At 57.8% G+C, this 16,833-nt stretch carries 13 protein-coding genes and 1 tRNA gene; 6 read left to right on the top strand and 8 right to left on the bottom strand.

What is annotated here, in order from left to right; translation table 11 throughout:
* Positions 1 to 482 precede the first annotated feature (482 nt).
* Positions 483 to 559 (top strand) — tRNA-Met (locus tag FPZ52_RS15495).
* 422 nt (positions 560 to 981) lie between these two features.
* Here the strand turns inward: FPZ52_RS15495 and FPZ52_RS15500 are convergent.
* The 4 genes from FPZ52_RS15500 to FPZ52_RS15515 all read right to left on the bottom strand — a co-directional run bounded on the left by FPZ52_RS15500 (position 982) and on the right by FPZ52_RS15515 (position 5,412).
* On the bottom strand, positions 982 to 2,040 hold the full coding sequence (locus FPZ52_RS15500) for a quaternary amine ABC transporter ATP-binding protein (protein WP_146366531.1): 1,059 nt from the start codon (positions 2,038 to 2,040) through the stop codon (positions 982 to 984).
* A gap of 8 nt (positions 2,041 to 2,048) precedes the next feature.
* Positions 2,049 to 3,077 carry an ABC transporter permease gene (locus tag FPZ52_RS15505; RefSeq protein WP_146366532.1) on the bottom strand — a complete coding sequence of 343 codons (1,029 nt, stop codon included), beginning with the start codon at positions 3,075 to 3,077 and terminating at the stop codon, positions 2,049 to 2,051.
* Between the two features lie 90 nt (positions 3,078 to 3,167).
* Entirely contained in the window at positions 3,168 to 4,136 is a 969-nt protein-coding gene (locus tag FPZ52_RS15510; RefSeq protein ID WP_146366533.1) for an ABC transporter substrate-binding protein, read from the bottom strand.
* 544 nt (positions 4,137 to 4,680) lie between these two features.
* A complete protein-coding gene (locus FPZ52_RS15515; RefSeq protein WP_240804505.1) occupies positions 4,681 to 5,412 on the bottom strand; it encodes a GntR family transcriptional regulator in 732 nt (243 codons plus the stop codon).
* A 60-nt stretch (positions 5,413 to 5,472) separates the two neighbouring features.
* Here FPZ52_RS15515 and FPZ52_RS15520 point away from each other — a divergent pair, with 60 nt between their 5' ends.
* The 5 genes from FPZ52_RS15520 to FPZ52_RS15540 all read left to right on the top strand — a co-directional run bounded on the left by FPZ52_RS15520 (position 5,473) and on the right by FPZ52_RS15540 (position 10,427).
* Positions 5,473 to 6,630 carry an LLM class flavin-dependent oxidoreductase gene (locus FPZ52_RS15520; RefSeq protein ID WP_146366534.1) on the top strand — a complete coding sequence of 386 codons (1,158 nt, stop codon included), beginning with the start codon at positions 5,473 to 5,475 and terminating at the stop codon, positions 6,628 to 6,630.
* A gap of 186 nt (positions 6,631 to 6,816) precedes the next feature.
* Entirely contained in the window at positions 6,817 to 7,407 is a 591-nt protein-coding gene (locus tag FPZ52_RS15525; protein WP_146366535.1) for a TRAP transporter small permease, read from the top strand.
* Positions 7,407 to 8,696 carry a TRAP transporter large permease gene (locus FPZ52_RS15530; RefSeq protein WP_146366536.1) on the top strand — a complete coding sequence of 430 codons (1,290 nt, stop codon included), beginning with the start codon at positions 7,407 to 7,409 and terminating at the stop codon, positions 8,694 to 8,696. Before FPZ52_RS15525 ends, FPZ52_RS15530 begins: the two co-directional genes overlap by 1 nt.
* Positions 8,697 to 8,726: 30 nt before the next feature.
* Positions 8,727 to 9,782 carry a TRAP transporter substrate-binding protein gene (locus tag FPZ52_RS15535; RefSeq protein ID WP_146366537.1) on the top strand — a complete coding sequence of 352 codons (1,056 nt, stop codon included), beginning with the start codon at positions 8,727 to 8,729 and terminating at the stop codon, positions 9,780 to 9,782.
* A 291-nt stretch (positions 9,783 to 10,073) separates the two neighbouring features.
* Positions 10,074 to 10,427 carry a VOC family protein gene (locus FPZ52_RS15540; RefSeq protein WP_146366538.1) on the top strand — a complete coding sequence of 118 codons (354 nt, stop codon included), beginning with the start codon at positions 10,074 to 10,076 and terminating at the stop codon, positions 10,425 to 10,427.
* Between the two features lie 141 nt (positions 10,428 to 10,568).
* Here the strand turns inward: FPZ52_RS15540 and FPZ52_RS15545 are convergent, their stop codons facing one another.
* The 4 genes from FPZ52_RS15545 to FPZ52_RS15560 form a co-directional block, all read right to left on the bottom strand.
* Positions 10,569 to 12,629 (bottom strand): 3-hydroxyacyl-CoA dehydrogenase NAD-binding domain-containing protein, encoded by a 2,061-nt coding sequence (locus tag FPZ52_RS15545; RefSeq protein WP_146366539.1) that lies wholly within the window; start codon positions 12,627 to 12,629, stop codon positions 10,569 to 10,571.
* Complete coding sequence (locus tag FPZ52_RS15550; RefSeq protein WP_146366706.1) at positions 12,626 to 13,912, bottom strand: acetyl-CoA C-acetyltransferase; 1,287 nt, start codon at positions 13,910 to 13,912, stop codon at positions 12,626 to 12,628. Before FPZ52_RS15550 ends, FPZ52_RS15545 begins: the two co-directional genes overlap by 4 nt.
* A gap of 11 nt (positions 13,913 to 13,923) precedes the next feature.
* A complete protein-coding gene (locus FPZ52_RS15555; RefSeq protein ID WP_146366540.1) occupies positions 13,924 to 16,176 on the bottom strand; it encodes an acyl-CoA dehydrogenase in 2,253 nt (750 codons plus the stop codon).
* Between the two features lie 117 nt (positions 16,177 to 16,293).
* Positions 16,294 to 16,746: a host attachment family protein gene (locus tag FPZ52_RS15560; protein WP_146366541.1), complete on the bottom strand. Its 453-nt coding sequence runs from the start codon at positions 16,744 to 16,746 to the stop codon at positions 16,294 to 16,296.
* Positions 16,747 to 16,833: the final 87 nt, after the last annotated feature.

Raw genomic sequence — 16,833 nt, forward strand, 5'->3', positions numbered from 1 at the left:
CGAAGATCTCTGAGGGACAACCCACAAGACCAGGCACTAGCTGAGCGGGGCTGGGAGTGTTTTCCGCGGCTCGGGAAATTCGAGGTCGGGTCGAATCGTTGGTTTATGAAGGTTCCAACAATCCCGTCGATTCCAATAGTTCGATGTCGGAAAATCAATCCCGACATCGGCTGCGATGCGCCGATGCCGCAACCACATGCATCCATCTACGGGGTGCCAAGCTCGGCCAGAACGAGGGAAAGAAAAGGACGTGTGGTACTCGTTAACAACACACTTTAGACACACGCCCTTGAGCAGACCTAGCCTTGGTGCCGGTATAAGGACTACCTGTCTTTTAGGACAGGTCAGCGCATCTCCTTCAATTTTGGTCGGTTCAAGCAATGTCGGATTGAGGATTATTTTACTCCACGTCAGAAAGGCAAAAAAAAGACGAACTTCACTTGACGAGGGGCGGGGCAGTGTCTAGTCAAAGCGCACTCTTCGGCGGAGTAGCTCAGTTGGTTAGAGCAGAGGAATCATAATCCTTGTGTCGGGGGTTCAAGTCCCTCCTCCGCTACCATATCTTCCTGTAAAACATAGAATATTCAGCATTACGATTGGGACCGGGTATTTGCCTGACTGCGGTCTGCGGCTTGGTTTCTTCTCGTCGGTGGTAATCATTGTATTCGCGGGCATTGGGCATAGTCTGCCGGACCGTCCTGTTCGATCCCCGAATGCGTACGCAGTACAGCCGAGATCATCGCGGCCGTGAGATCAAAGTTGCCAAGTCTTTACCCCGAAGCGCATCGGGTGACTTAACATCGGTCACATCATCGCGAGGATGCGGTGCAGGTTGACCGGCGTCGATGCATCGTATCGGAACGCAAGAGGTCGCTTCCAACTCAACTATGGCCACGCAGCAGTGCGACGGGCACGAGTATTTCGAAACACCCCGAGACTATGCCGCCTCACCCAAGTATGGTGTTACTTTTCTCGACTTCGTTACCTGACATGCTTGCTGTATTCACCAGATGACGAACGTGGCACAAGCGCCCGCACGAGCGTTTTCATGTCCAGATCGCCCACCTGCCTGCCATCACGTAGCACCCGGAAATGCTTGGACGTGTCTCCCTCGGACAGCGCGATCACGGTCTCCAGCGTGTCCTCGGCATCCACTTCGCCCGCGCAATTTTCGGGTGCGCGGGTGCTTTCGTCCATGACCGATCTGACTCGCAGAACGCGGGCGCGGTTTATGTCGCTGACGAAGTCTTCGATGTAGGGATCGGCTGGATTCAGCAGGATGTTCTGCGGCTCGCCCTGCTGCACGATGCAACCCTCGTTCAGAATGACGAGGTGGTCGGCCAGCTTCAGCGCCTCGTCCAGGTCGTGTGTGATGAAGACGATGGTCTTGTGCAGCTCTTGTTGCAGTTCCAACAACAGATCCTGCATATCGGTGCGGATCAGCGGGTCGAGTGCAGAAAACGCCTCATCCATCAGCATAACGTCGGAGTTCGAGGTCAGCGCCCGTGCAATTCCCACGCGTTGCTGCATCCCGCCGGACAACTGATACGGGTGGTGATCAGCGTAGCCCGACAACCCGACGCGGTCGAGCCACTTATTGGCTTCATCTTCGTATTCTGCGCGGTCGAATCCACGTACGGCAAGTGCCATGCCGGCGTTCTCCAGAACCGTGCGATGCGGTAGAAGGGCAAACTTCTGGAACACCATTGACATGTGCTTCTGGCGCAGTGCGCGCAATTCTGCCTCGCCAAAGCCCAACACATCCTTGTCGTCGAACAGGATTTCTCCGGCGGTCGGTTCTATCAGGCGGTTCAGGTGCCGGATCAGCGTAGATTTGCCCGACCCTGACAGTCCCATGATGACGGTCACTTCACCTTCGCGCATGTCGACATTGATGTTGGACAGACCCAGCACATGATTGTGCTGTTCCAGCAGATCGGACTTGGTCATACCCTGATCACGGACGTGGGGCAGCGCCGCCTCGGGCGTATCGCCGAAGATCTTGTAGAGGTGCTTGATCGAAATCTTGATGTTACTCATGAACGGCCTCAATGGTTCTGCGCGGCGTTGATACGCGCCAGTGATGCTTTGGTGACACGGTCGAGGATGATCGCAATGAGCACGATCCCCAGCCCCGCAACCAGACCGACGCCTAGTTCAAGATTGCGGATACCGCGCAGCACCAGCACACCCAGACCCGGCGCTGACACGAGCGAGGCAATCACGACCATCGCAAGGCTCATCATGATCGTCTGGTTCACACCGGCCATGATGTTGGGCAAGGCAAGCGGTATCTGGACACCGAAAAGCTTCTGTCGCCCGGTCATGCCGAAGGCGTCAGCGGCCTCGATTACGTCTTTGTCGACAAGTCTTATGCCCAGATCAGTCAAGCGGATCACGGGGACAATCGCGTAAAGAATAATCGCGATGCCATATAGTTTCGGCTCGGTTACCGAGAACAGGAAGATCAGCGGGATCAGGTAGACGAAAGGCGGCAGGGTTTGCAGCATGTCGAGGATAGGGATCGCAATGCGCTGCATCCGGTCGCTGCGGGACATCGCAATGCCGATGGGTATCCCGAACAGTACGCATATGAAGGCGCAGACGAATATGATCGCCAGCGTGTCCATTGCGTGTCCATAATGGTCAATGAAGGCCAGCAAGCCGACTGACAGCGCGACAAACACAACCAGCTTCAGCGACCGCGCCACGAGCCACGTCACCAGCAGAAGCAAAGGTAGGACGATCCACCACGGCGTGGCATCCACAAAGTTCAACGCCCCGTTCAACATCCAGCTAAGCGGTTGTGTCAGCGGATCTAGCACAACCTGCAAGCTGTCCTTGATCGACAGAAAGCCGTTTTCGAGGCCAAGGGTAAGGTCTCGCGATTGCGGGATCTTGCCGCAGGCTTCGTTCAGCGCGTCCAGAGACGGAAACGGAAGATCCCACAATGACCCGCCATCGTCCGGCCCGGTTTGCTTGAGCAGATCTGCCATAGACATCGGAGCGCTGCTTGCGCTCGCATCGCACCAGTCGCGCAGACCCAGCGCGTCGAATACGCCGTCATAGGTTGCCATTTGGTTTATCCCCTCGGGCAATCATGCCCGTAAAATCTATAAAAGAATCGGGCGGGCCCAGTAGAGCCCGCCCGCACTCATTCCGTGTCGTTACTGAAGAACGCCGGACAGCTTTTCAGCAGCCGCGTCGTTCAGCCAGCCTGACCACAGATCGGCGTTGCCGGTCAGGAAATGCACGGCTGCTTCTTCGGCAGACGCATTGTTTTCGTCCTGCCAGGCCAGCAACGTGCTGATCGTGTCCGTCGGGAAGGTCATCTTGCCGAGGAACTCGACGACTTCGGGTTCACGCTCTGCCAGATCATTGGTCACGGCAGTTACGACCGGCGCGGCCGGAAATCCTGATGGCTGCGGATCAGGGTTGTCCGGGGTTTGGTTGGCTTCATGGGCGGCTTCATCATACTCGCCGATATCGACCTTGGTCATGTCAAACTTGCCCAGCGGCACGGTCGGCCCCCAGTAGTACCCGAACCAAGGTTCTTCGTCCTGCACAGCCGAAGCCATAGATGTGGCCAGCGTTTCACCCGAACCGTGATTGAAAATCTCGAGGCCCGCACCTTCTAGATCGAGTGCCGGGATGAGGTTGTCATTTACAACGCGGCAGCCCCAGCCGTCAGGGCAGTTGTTAAAACGTCCACCGACCAGTTCGGGGTTCGCCTTGATGCCGTCGATAGTGGTCAGTTCCGGGTGCGCTTCGGCCAGATAGGTCGGAATCCACCAGCCTTCAACACCGCCGGGTTCGAGTACGGGAGCGACCTCCTGCAGCTTCCCTTCGTCGCGCAGGCGGGCATAGACCTCACCCGTCGAGTTGGTCCATAGTTCTGTTACGATGTCCGGCTCGCCATTTTCCGCGACCGACGTTACGGCTGGAACGGTGTCGGACGGCACGACGGAAACAGTGCAGCCATAGCCTTGTTCCAGAACGAATTTTGCCACCGTGGTCACGATAGACGCCGAAGCCCAGTTCATTTCGGTGATGGAGACGTCGCCGCAGTCCTGCGCCTGTGCCGCTACGGGAAGCGTAAATGCGCCGAAAGCGACGCCCAATGCTAGATTTCGCATATTAACCTCTGTTGGTAATGATTGAATTTGAGATACCGACGCAGCGCAGCACCCGGTCTGATAGGGCTCGTTCCAACATGGAAACGCTGCAGCGTATGGCTCAGCGACAGTGGGCTGGCACGTTCAGAGCGCCTTCCCCGACTTTCCCGCGAAAATTGGCGGGATAGACTATTCGGTTTTGTGGCCCTTTGACGGGTGATGCCGCAACTCCGGTATAGTGGATACACGGCTAGCATATAGGCCATGGCGCTGAGGGCAACCGGGTGACCTGCTGACCTTTCGGGAACTTCGTCGGGTCCTGGTGCGGTAGCGGATCTATTTTTGTATACCGTAGCAACGCGTTAGTAAGACGATTTTGCGTTCAGAGGGGGCATGACCACGAGATCGTTGAGCCCAGGAAGCTCAGATGGTTGCGCATCTCGACATCCGGCTCGTATATTGCCAATTACGCATGCCGGATAATAGCCTGAAGTCGAGTAAGTGTTGCTACCCCATCATACCACACCCGGTGATGCCGCGTGTGACTGTCTCCCCCATTGTATTCCTATCTGATCCTTGCGACGTAGCGCGATTTTTCTGGGTCGAACCAGTTGCGTGAGAACTCGACTCGTTTGTTCTGTTGTGAATAGCCGATGCGCTCGAAATAGCCGGTGGTGCTGCCGGCGCTTGGTGCAAACCCATCGGGTCGCCAATCAGGTACTTGTCCGACGGAGACGGCATCTTCGACATGGGTGATCCACAGACCGAGTCGTTCCTTGTAAAACAGGTAAAGCGATTCCGACATGTCCTCTGTCACGATATCGGCAGCAACCGCACCATCCAGCCAGATTTCCTCCATCACGCAGGGAGCATTGTTAAGAAAGCGCAGCCGTCGGATTCGGTGCCCCTCGTCGGAGTCGCCAAAATCAGGGAAGTCGGATGGCTTTCTCATACGCTCGACTGAAATCAGTTTGGCCGTCGGGAGCCCGCCGCCTTTCAACAGCTCTATCCGGAAAAACGCATAGACGTTCTGGGCCCGGACGTTGGCGCGAACGTAATTGCCCGATCCCTGCCGGCGCTCCAGTAGGCCCTGCTTCGTAAGCTCCGCCAGAGCCTTTCGGAGTGTCCCGACCGAGGTATTCATAGCCGCGGCCATTTCACGTTCGGGAGGTAGCCTTTCGCCATCCAGAATATGGCCCGCAGCAATTTCCCGCGCTATCAACTCGCTGAGCTGAATATAGAGAGGCAGTGCCGAGTTCGTTTCCATAATCACATGACGTCCAGCAAAATGATCCATTATTGAGCTACATCAAAGACGCTGCTACGCAAGAAAAAATTCGGATAGGGAGAGCCTTGCATGAGCGTCGTTCCAGTAACGTCGGAAGACCTTAAATCGGCAGAAGTCTCATGGTTTGCGGCGCTTTGTTCCGATGACTACCGTCATCTAGGGGTGCCCGAAGGCGGGCTGCGATCAAGCTGGGAGCATTGTTCTGACATCGTCAGAACTGCTGAGGCGCGGGGCTTTCGCAACATCCTTTGCCCGTCCTCGTATCAAGTCGGTCAGGATACCCTGAGTTTCGTTGCCGGTTGCGCGCCGATCACCGACAAGATCAACTTGCTGGCCGCTGTGCGTTGTGGCGAGATGCAGCCCATCATGCTGGCGCGGACCATCGCCACGCTCGATCACATGTTGCAGGGGCGGTTGACGGTCAACATCATCTCCTCCGACTTTCCCGGCGAGAAAGCGGAAAGCGCCTATCGTTATCAACGCTCGCGTGAAGTGGTCGAGATCCTGAAACAGGCCTGGACCCAGGACGAGATCAACTACACGGGCGAGGTCTATAGTCTCGAAGGGCTGCCGACGGCCCCGGCCAAGCCATATCAGCAAAATGGCGGCCCGCTTCTTTACTTCGGCGGCTACAGCCCTGCGGCGCTGGAACTGTGCGGACAGCATTGCGACGTATATCTGATGTGGCCCGAAACCAAGGAAGACCTGGCCGGGCGCATGAAGGCAGTGAACGCGGTTGCCGAGAACTACAACCGGACACTGGATTACGGCTTGCGCTGTCATGTGATCGTTCGGGATACCGAGGCAGAAGCCCGCGACTATGCGCGGGAACTGGTGTCGAAACTGGATGATGAGGCGGGTATGGCCGTTCGGAGCCGAGCGCTCGATTCCACTTCGCTGGGGGTTTCGTATCAGACGAAGAACCGTGAACTGGCCGATATGGAAGGCTTCATCGAGCCGCATCTTTGGACCGGGGTTGGCCGTGCGCGGTCGGGTTGCGGTGCGGCGCTGGTGGGGTCCGCCGATCAAGTGCTCGGTGAACTGGAAAACTACAGGAAAATGGGCATTCGGGCCTTCATCTTGTCCGGCTACCCGCATATCGAAGAATGTGAACATGTCGGTCGGCTGGTGATGCCGCATCTCGATACGTGTTCACTGCCGCATGAATATGGACGCGTGCCCGCCCAAACACCCGCGACACCTTTGGGGAACGGAGAACGTCGCTAATGGAACGCGTCAAGCTTGGGTTAGACCTTGAGCTTAGCCGTATTGTCCAGCCCGTTGTCGTCGGTAAGATGCAAAGCCGCATTGACCGGGACGGGCGACCCCTTCTGTTCTACAAAGGAAAGACCAGAGAGTTCTTGAAGCGCGAGCGAGAGTTTGCGTCTATGAAAGCCCATGCAGGGAGGACAGATGGGTCTGATTTTGTTGCGCGTCGCTAATGTTCTACAGCGGTTGAATACGCGTGTCTTGTGGATCGGAACGTCATTGGCGGCGGTGGCGATCACTTTGATGGTTGTTGCGATCCTCGTTCAGGTATTCTTTCGCTATGTACTGAACAGCGCCCTGCCTTGGCCCGAAGAAGCGGCGCGGTTTCTGATGCTCTGGATGACAGGCTTGGCCGCCCCCGCCGCATATCGCCGAGGTGCCTTTGTTTCCATCGACCTGCTGGAATTTGCTCTGCCGCGGCGCGTGGGCGCAGTTTTGTCATTGCTCCTGCTGCTAATCGCGCTGGCCGTGCTGGGGATGGCGCTTCAATTTGGCTGGAAACACGTGCAATCGGGCTGGCTGTTCAACTCGTCTTCACTGAAATTGCCTTTGGGGCTGATCGGTATGAAGGCGGTGAAGATCAAGCTGGCATGGATGTACATGTCGCTATTCGTCGGGTTCGCAATGCTTGCTGTCGTGAATATCGAATTGATCCTGCGCAGCGTGTTGAAGGTAATGGGGCGGGACGAAGGGCTTGACCCTCTCCCTGTCATGACGATTGCGGAAGCCGAGTGATGCTGATCTGGTTTCTGCCTCTTTTTCTGTTGCTTCTGCTGATCGGCCTACCGGTCTTCTTCGCGCTGCTCGCCGCGCCCGGCCTTTTGCTTTGGCTGAACGGACAGGAGCGCGATGTCGCGCTGCTTTACCGCAATGTCTACAACGGCATCGACAGTTTCCCATTGATGGCCATTCCGTTCTTCATGCTGGCGGGCGAGTTGATGAACCGTGGCGGCATCACGCTGCGGCTGGTTGAATTCTCTCAGGCGATGATGGGCCATCTGCGCGGTGGCCTGGCGCATGTGAATATCCTGTCGTCCATGCTGTTCGCTGGGCTGTCAGGGTCTGCGGTTGCGGACACCTCGGCGCTTGGATCCATGCTGATCCCGGCAATGGAAAAGCAGGGCTACACCCGCCGTTTTGCCGCCGCTATCACGGCTGCATCATCGGTCATTGGGCCGATCATCCCGCCATCCGGCATCATGATCATCTACGCTTATGTGATGGGCGAAAGCGTTGCCGCGCTGTTTCTGGCGGGGATCGTCCCCGGGGTCATGGTTGGCCTGTCGCTGATGCTGATGGTCCGTTTCATGGCGAACAGGTATGATTTTCCAGTGGCCAGCGCCAAGACCACATGGAACGAACGCGGTCAGGCCAGCCTGAAAGCCTTCTTCCCGCTGATGACCCCCGTGATCATCATGGGCGGCATCCTTCTTGGTATATTCACCCCGACAGAAGCCGCCGCCATTGCCGTGGCCTATGCGATCATCATCGGCCTGTTCATCATGCGGACACTGAAGCTATCGGACCTGCCCGATGTTCTGTCGCGTTCGGCAGCGACGTCGGCAGTCGTGCTTTTGCTGGTCGGTGCCGCGATGGCCTTCAAGACAGTAGTCAGCCTCAGTCACGCGCCACAGATATTGGCCGACATCATTCTCGGCCTGTCCGAGAACCCGTTGATCCTGCTGTTCCTGATCAACCTGCTGCTGTTCATTGTGGGAATGTTTCTGGATGCCGGCCCCGCGATCATTATCCTCGGTCCGGTGCTTGGTCCCGTCTTTACCGATCTGGGCATCGACCCGATCCATTTCGCGATCATTATGAGCGTTAACCTCACTGTCGGGCTGGCAACTCCGCCCATGGGGCTGGTGCTTTTCGTGGCCTCTTCGGTTTCCGGCGAACGGGTCGAGACGATTTCCCGTGCTATTCTGCCGTTCCTGGCGATGGAAATCCTCGTGATTTTCCTGGTGACCTATATTCCGGCATTATCGATGACGATCCCGCAGCTTACCGGATTTGCGAACTGACTTGAGACAATCAACCAAAGGGAGGCTTACATGCTCAAGACAACACTCATCTCACTGACGCTGGCCGCGATGTTCGGCGCAGCCGGTCAGGCGGTCGCGCAAGACATTACGCTGCGCGCGACGGCGAACTCCAACGAGAACGACGAGGATTATGACGGTCTGGTCGTTTTCAAGAACTACGTCGAAAGCGCATCTAATGGCGCGATCGCGGTCGAAATCTACATGGGTACGCAGCTGTGTTCCAACGGGGCGGAATGTCTACAAGGCATCGCGGACGGATCGATCGACATCTACCAGACGACATCCGGCGGTGCGGCGGGGATCTTCCCCTACGTGCAGGTTCTGGACCTGCCCTATCTGATGAAGGACGACCGGACCGCCGAAGCGGCATTGCCCGGCACATTCACCAAGACCATTCGCGACATGGCGCTGGAAGACAGCGGCGACAAGATCCGGCTGATGACCATCGGCAACACTGGCGGCTGGCGCAACTTCGCCAACACTCAGAAGCGGGTGCAGACACCTGCCGATCTGGACGGCATGAAGATCCGCACCGTCGTTGCCGATCTTCCGCAGGAGTTGGTGACTACGCTGGGTGCATCGCCCACGCCGATCCCGTGGCCAGAGCTGTTCACGTCGCTGCAAACCGGTGTAGTCGAGGGCACGAAAAACGGCATCACCGACATCATGAGTATGAAGTTTCCGGATGCAGGGCTGAAGTATCTGACGCTGGACGGGCATGCCTACATGGCAGCTTACTGGTGGATGTCCAACGACAGCTTCATGGCACTGCCCGAAGACCTGCGCCGCGTGGTGGTGGATGGCTTTTACGCGCTGCAACAGGCGACGTTTGCCAGCCCCAAACGCAAATCCATTCAGGCGTATGAAGACTTCGTGGCCAATGGCGGCGATCTGTATGTTCCGACACCGGAAGAGAAAGACGCCTTCGCCGAAGCTGCCGCGCCTATCTATGATTGGTTCAAGGAAAACGTGGATGGCGGCGAAGCGGCCTTCAGCGCGCTTCAGGACGCCGTTGCCAAGGCAGAAGAGGACATCAATGCAATGCGCGATCAGGAAATCAACTGATCTGCGCAGGAACCAGCCCCATGACCGCGGTTCTGTTGTCATGGGGCACCGGGAGATCAAGACCTGCCTCCGCACCCTGCGCCAAACAGAGTTGGCTGAATGAACTAGAAGAATTTGGGTGAAGCACCACGAGAGCGGTTGCCGGACGGTTTGTGCAGAGTCTTCGGTGGCTAAGACGAATGATTTGCATATGACAGCATGGAACTGCGCCTTCGCGACGGCTCGCAAGCAAGGTGATACCCACATGTAGATTGGTTGATGACGCGCGGGCGCTGTTAAGGAAGACGATACATGAGCGTAAAGAGGATCGTGTCCAATATTGCGGCGAACTCTGTTGTCCCGGTAAAACAGTTCTACGCTGACCTGTTCGACCTGAACGTTGTCATGGATCTGGAATGGATCGTGACGCTGGCGTCAGGTGAAACTGCACTGACCCAAGTTGCCATCGCCTCTGAGGGAGGTTCCGGTACCCCGGTCCCCGATCTGTCGATTGAAGTAGAAGACGTGGATACGGTTTATCGACGAGCTAAGGACCTTGGTCATGCCATCGAGTATGAACTGACTGACGAGCCTTGGGGTGTCCGCCGCTTCTATCTGTTCGACCCTACTGGCAAGCTCCTGAATGTTCTATCCCACAAGAGTTGACGCGAGAATCTCGGTGGTCCTCGTGTTCAGGCACTTCGACTGTGGATCGCGTCAACTGTCAATTGGCTGGCACAAACAAGCATGCCGACCTGCTGCCGCCAAACCATCATGTCGCTTTTCGAACGATCTGAACGCGTTTCGTCAGGTGAAGTCCTTCCAGCCGGCATCCGGAGAGAAGCGGTCGCCAAAACGCTTTGCCAACGTGTTTAGCCGGTCGCGGATTTCCGTTTCGCCGCGTATGTGGGCGTAGTGCATCGGGCCGCCGCGAAATGGGGCCCAGCCGGTCCCTAGAATCATTGCCGCATCTACGGTGTCGCGGTCCTGAACGACCCCCATGCGCAGGCATTCGACGGCTGCGTCGCACATCGGCAGGATCAGGCGGTCAATCATGTCTTCGCTGATCTTCAGGCTTTCATTTTCAGAGTTCGGTGTGCCGTCGCTCCAGTCGTAAATTCCCTTGTTCGCCTTCTTACCCGTTTCACCGGCTCTCACCTTGTCGAGCAACCACTCAGGCGCTTCGGGCATCGGCTTCGCCAGATTGGCGCGCAGGCTGTCGCCGACATGGAGACACACATCCAGACCAATCTGATCGGCCAGGGTCAGCGGACCCATAGGCATCCCGAAGTCGAGTGCGGCGTGATCGATTTCCTCCTTGGAGTTACCTTCGTCCAACAGAACCATCGCTTCCATCAGGTAGGGGGTCAGAATCCGGTTCACTAGGAATCCGGGGTAGTCGTTCACCTCGACGGCCAGTTTGCCGATCCCTTCGACGAAACTGGCGAGACGATCTGTGACTTCAGGGTCGGTGCCCTTGTGCGAGACAACCTCCACCAGCATCATCTTCGAGGCAGGGTTGAAGAAATGTAGCCCTGCGAAACGGTTCGCGACCGGCGCGGACGCAGCGAGTGTTTCGAGTTGAAGGCTCGAAGTGTTGGTCGCAAGGATTGCGTCGCGCTTGAGACTGGTCTTCAGACCGGCGTAGATTTGTTCTTTCAGTTCAGGGTGCTCCGGGGCGGCCTCAATTATCAGATCGGCCCTTGCGACACCCAAGCCAGAGGGGTCCGGCATCATGCGATCATGTGCGTCGCGTGCCTCAATCTCCGACAGATGCCGTGCTTCGAATACCTTCTGAGCGGTTTGAACTGCTTCGCCAAGTGGTTTTAGATCGACATCCTGCAAGGTGACGGGTTTGCCCTTCAGCGCGCACCACGCCGCGATTTCCGCGCCCATGGTGCCTGCACCGATCACGTGGACGTGCCTGATGTTGGCGTCTCCGCGCGATGCCTTCTTCAGATCACGGCGCAGGAAGAAGATGCGGATCAGGTTCTGCGCCGTTGCGCTTTCCAGGAGCGTTGCGAAGGAAGCGATTTCGGCGTCCTGCATTTTCTTGGTATCGCCGCCATGGTTCTCCCAAAGATCGATTAAGGCGAATGGGGCGGGGTAGTGCTTTCTTGGTGCCCGCTTTTCACTTTCGCTGCGCATCTTGTTACCAGCAAGGCTGCGGGCCGGTCGTGTAGTGAAAGCGGCGGCTTTCAGGCCAGACCGGTGGGGTTGCATGTCACCATGGGCGGCGGCAAGGACGGCGGAATCTATATGGCGATCAGGAACAACGGCGTCGAAGATCCCAAGTGACTTGGCCTTTTCCGTATGGGCCGTTTTTCCCGTCAACATGAGCTTCATGGCCTGCACCGGGTCTATCAGGCTGGTAAGCCGGAAGGTGCCGCCAAGCCCGGGGTGTAACCCGAGCTGGATTTCCGGGAAGCCGACGCTGGCACCTTCGACCCCGATACGATGGTCGTAAGCGAGCGCCAGTTCGAATCCGCCGCCAAGGGCCGCTCCGTCAATGACCGCGATAGTTGGGAAGGCCAGGCCTGACATCTTGTCGAGCACCGCATGTCCCTGACTTAGCAAATCAAGAGTATCTTCACGCTGAAGCGAGGCAAATCCGTCGATATCGGCACCTGCAGCGAAGTCTTTGGTTTTGGCGGAGCGGATAACCAACGCTTTCGGCAGATCCTGCGTCATGCGATCCAAGATCATGTCCAGTTCGCGCAGCACGGCCTCCGAGATCACATTGGTACCCGTCCCTTCGCAGTCGAGCCAGAGCCAGGTTATGCCGCTTCCATGGGTTTCCTGACGCCAATTCCGCGCGCCGGTCGCATGGGAGGCCTTGGTCATCTGATCGGGTGTGATAGTGTTCATTGCACAGCCTCCAGAAGCATGGCGCCACCCTGGCCTCCACCGATGCATTCGGTGGCGATGCCTCGGGTCTTGCCCTGTCGTCTCAGGGAGTTTGCAAGGTGCAGGACGATCCGGTTCCCGCTTGTGCCGACCGGGTGCCCGAGTGAGATAGCTCCGCCATCCACGTTCAGCCGGTCGCGGTCGATCATGCCGAAAGGTGTGCCCAGCCCCAACACGTCGTTGCAGAATTCTGCGTCCTGCCAAGCGGCGAGGCAGGCCAGCACCTGCGCTGCGAAGGCCTCGTTAAGCTCCCACAGGTCAATGTCGTTGCAGGACAGACCGTTTCGGATAACCAGCGGCGTTGAGGACATCACTGGGCCGAGCCCCATGATCGCCGGGTCGAGCGCGGTCCATTCGCTGTCCACGATGCGGGCGATGGGTGCAAGGTCATGCTTTTCGACTGCTGCTTCGGATGCCAGGATCACCCAAGACGCGCCGTCGGAGATCTGCGAAGAGTTGCCTGCGGTGACCTTCCCATACGGCTTTTCGAATGCGGGTGCGAGTTTCGCGAGCTTGTCGAGTGAACTGTCCGGCCGGACCCCATCATCCTTGCCGTACACGTGACCGTCTCGGTCGAAGGCAGGCAGGACTTCATTGTCGAGTCGCCCTTCTTCCTGCGCGCGATCCAGTCGTTGGTGGCTGTCCACGGCATAGGCATCGGCGGTCTTGCGATCGATACTGAAACGGTGGGCCAGGACCTCAGCCGTTTGCCCCATGTTCAACTCCGTGATTGGGTCGGTGAGACCGCGCTCCAGTCCGATGACGGGAGAAAAGTAAGCCGGTCTCGTCGCCGCTGCCGCCTTCGCTTTGGCAACCGGTCCCTTGGCGCGGGCAAGATTACCAAACCATTCGACGGCTTCCTGTCGGAAGACGAGCGGTGCATGTGACAGCGCTTCGGTGCCACCCGCGAAGATCAAATCGTGGCTGCCGTCGCGGATATAGCGATAGCCGGTGTCGATTGACTGCATGCCGGATCCGCAGTTGATCTGGACAGTGAAGGCTACCTGATCGTTGCCCATTCCCAACCGCAATGCGGCCACGCGGGCGGGATTCATCTCGTCCTGAACGACATTCACGCATCCCAGGATCACCAGATCATAGGCGTCTCGCGGGATCGGTTGTCGCATCAGCAGTGGACGTCCGCATTGCACTGCCAGATCGACGGGTGTGAACGGGCCAGGCTTGCCACGTGCTTTCAGGAAAGGCGTGCGTGCGCCATCCACGAGATAGACGGGATGCTGCATGTCGGCTGTGGTCATTCGGCGGCCTCCTGCTGACCGGAATTATCATGAGCGTTCGGGTCAAGATCGGGGAAGTAACGGGTCAGTTCCTTGGCGCTGAAAGCGTCCACCGCGATCACGCGCTGAACCGCGTCGCGCATCTGTGCCAGTTGGTCGAACTCGGTTTGAGTCAGCACACCTGCTGCAAGCGCTTCGTGCGGCGATTTCTTGATGTCGCGCAGCCGCTTGGTCAACGGCGCGGCGTTGATCACCTGTATGAACGCATCATTGAGCGAGGCAATGCCGTTCCCGGGTGTCGGCTCGGGCAATCGCCCGATCAATCGGTCGCGCGTGGGGCTCGGTTCGAAGATCAGCTTTGCGCAGGCTTCGGTCAGATCGTCCGAGGGCCCGCGCGCGTGATGACCGGGACGCAGCTTGGCGCGCAGGAGCCAGCGTGCCCAGGCTGCCGGGAAATTGGCGATTGTTTCGTCGAGCGCGCGCGCCACGCGCGAAAACGCAAGCTCTGCCGAATATTGGACCAGGGGCAGATCGGTGCTGTTGCGACCTTCGTCTTCCCAACGTTTAAGGACGGCGGATAGGATATAAAGTTCTGACAGCGCATCGCCCAGCCGCGCCGAGATCATTTCCTTCCGTTTCAACGCGCCTCCGAGTGTCAGGAAAGCGAAATCGCTCGTGATCGCGAAGGCGGCGGACCAGCGCGACAATCGCTTGTAGATTGGACGCAACTCCCCGGCATTTGTCGGCGCGGTGCCCGTGCCGAACCATGCGCGCGTTGTGGCGGCAAAGAATGTCTTCGTAGTGTGGCTGACATGCTTCCAGAAATGCTCGTCAAAGGCCTCGAGCGACTTTTCCTGGTCGGGTTCTTCCAGCGCGCGTATCTCATCCAGCAGATGGGGATGTGCTCGGATCGCGCCTTGCCCAAAGATGATCAGGTTGCGGGTGACGATGTTTGCGCCTTCGACGGTGATTCCAATGGGAAGGGCGCGGTAGATCGGTTGGAGGTAATTCGAGGGGCCGTCGATCACGGCCTTGCCCGAATGCACATCCATCGCGTCGTTTACTGCCTCCCGCATTCGATTGGTGGCGTGGTACTTCATGATCGCGGAGATCACAGCCAATTTTCGGCCTTCGTCGAGCCCCGCGCAGGTCAGGCGTCGTGCGGCGTCAATTGCGTAAGCGCTAGCGGCGATGCGGGCCATGGGTTCCTGAACGCCGCCGAACAATCCGATAGGCAGCCCGAATTGTTCGCGGATGCGAGAGTAGGCCCCCGTTGTATGGGCGCACACCGCAATTGCTGCGGTCGACAGTGAAGGCAGAGATATACCGCGCCCTGCGGCGAGCGCCGACATCAGCATCATCCACCCACGCCCGGCATAGTCCCGCCCGCCGATGACGTGATCGAGCGGAATGAACACATCCTTACCTGTGGTCGGCCCGTTCATGAACATGGAGCCCGACGGCAAATGCCGCCGTCCCGTTTCGATTCCGGGCAGGTCGGTTGGCACAAGTGCGCATGTGATGCCGATCTCTTCGTCGTCGCCCAGCAATCCGTCAGGATCGCGCAGCTTGAATGCCAGACCGAGTACGGTGCAGATCGGTGCCAGTGTGATGTAGCGTTTGGCCCAACTCAGGCGAATTCCGAGAACCTCTTCGCCATTCCAGTCGCCGCGGCAGACAATCCCTTCGTCGCGCATCGCGGATGCGTCAGAGCCCGCGTCCTCGCTGGTCAGCCCAAATGCCGGCAGATCCTTGCCCGAGGCAAGGCGCGGGAGCCAATACTCTTTCTGCTCATTAGTCCCGAACTGATGGATCAGTTCCCCCGGCCCTAGTGAATTGGGGACCATCACAGTAACCGCGCCCGCGACCGAGTGCGCAGAAATGTATCGAATGACCTCGGAGTGCGCGTAGGCGGAAAACCCTAGCCCGCCATGTTCTTTCGGGATAATCATGCCGAAAAAACCGTTGGCGCGCAGGTAGTCCCACGCTTCTTTGGGTAAATCCCCATCACACTGGTTGATCTGCCATTCATCGAGCATCCGACAGAAATCGCGGCACGGGCCGTCGATGAATTGTTGTTCCTGTGTGGAGAGTTCCGGTGCCTTTACCGCCTGCTGACGTTCCCAATCGGGGTGCCCGGAAAAAAGATCGGCCTCCAGCCAAATCTCGCCGGAATTGATCGCTTCTGCTTCTGTTGCCGACAGGCGCGGTAACGCCTCGCGGGCCCACCTATGGATAGGTCTGGAAATCCGGTCCTTGCGAAAACTCATCTGCATATCTCCTCGATCATCAACCTCCGGGCAGCGCGCTGAGTTCCGAAATTGCCCGCCCATTATGATCTGCGGCTGACGATTCACCATTTGTCAGATCGCAAGAAGCCTTCCCGTTCAGTCATTGACTTCGCAAAGTTTCAGAATGGCAGGCTCGAGCTTGTCGGTCGGAAGATTTGTCAGATCCTTGTCAATCTCAGCGATCAAGCGGATGGAAACCTCTTGATGCAGTTGCTTGCGCAACCTGCCGAGCGTTTGGGCTTCCGCGATGATTACCAAATCTTTGTATCGGTTCTGCATCGCCCATTTCTTCAACCGATCACTGATGTCAGCCGCAAAGTCGGTCTTTTCGAGAAGATGCCAGTCGGTTTGCTGAACCGCGCTGTAGCCGTGGCCCGCATCGGGAAACCGGCCGGGGCGTTCAACGCCCTGTTCCACAGTTGGCGGGTTCTCAATTTCGTCATGGGCGATGATGCGCAGATCGGGCAGATCAGGGTCGCCTTGGTTGCGCAAAAGCAGGAACTTCTCGCCATCGAGTACGACAATCCAGGCATTGTTCGGGATGTTCATCTTCGCCTCCGTCCTTGCGATGCGTACAAGAAGGAAACGATCAACTAGGGTGGCTGTTCCTTCGGTTATCAGACGAACTCGATGGCA

The sequence above is a fragment of the Qingshengfaniella alkalisoli genome (genome assembly GCF_007855645.1).
GTDB lineage: Bacteria > Pseudomonadota > Alphaproteobacteria > Rhodobacterales > Rhodobacteraceae > Qingshengfaniella > Qingshengfaniella alkalisoli.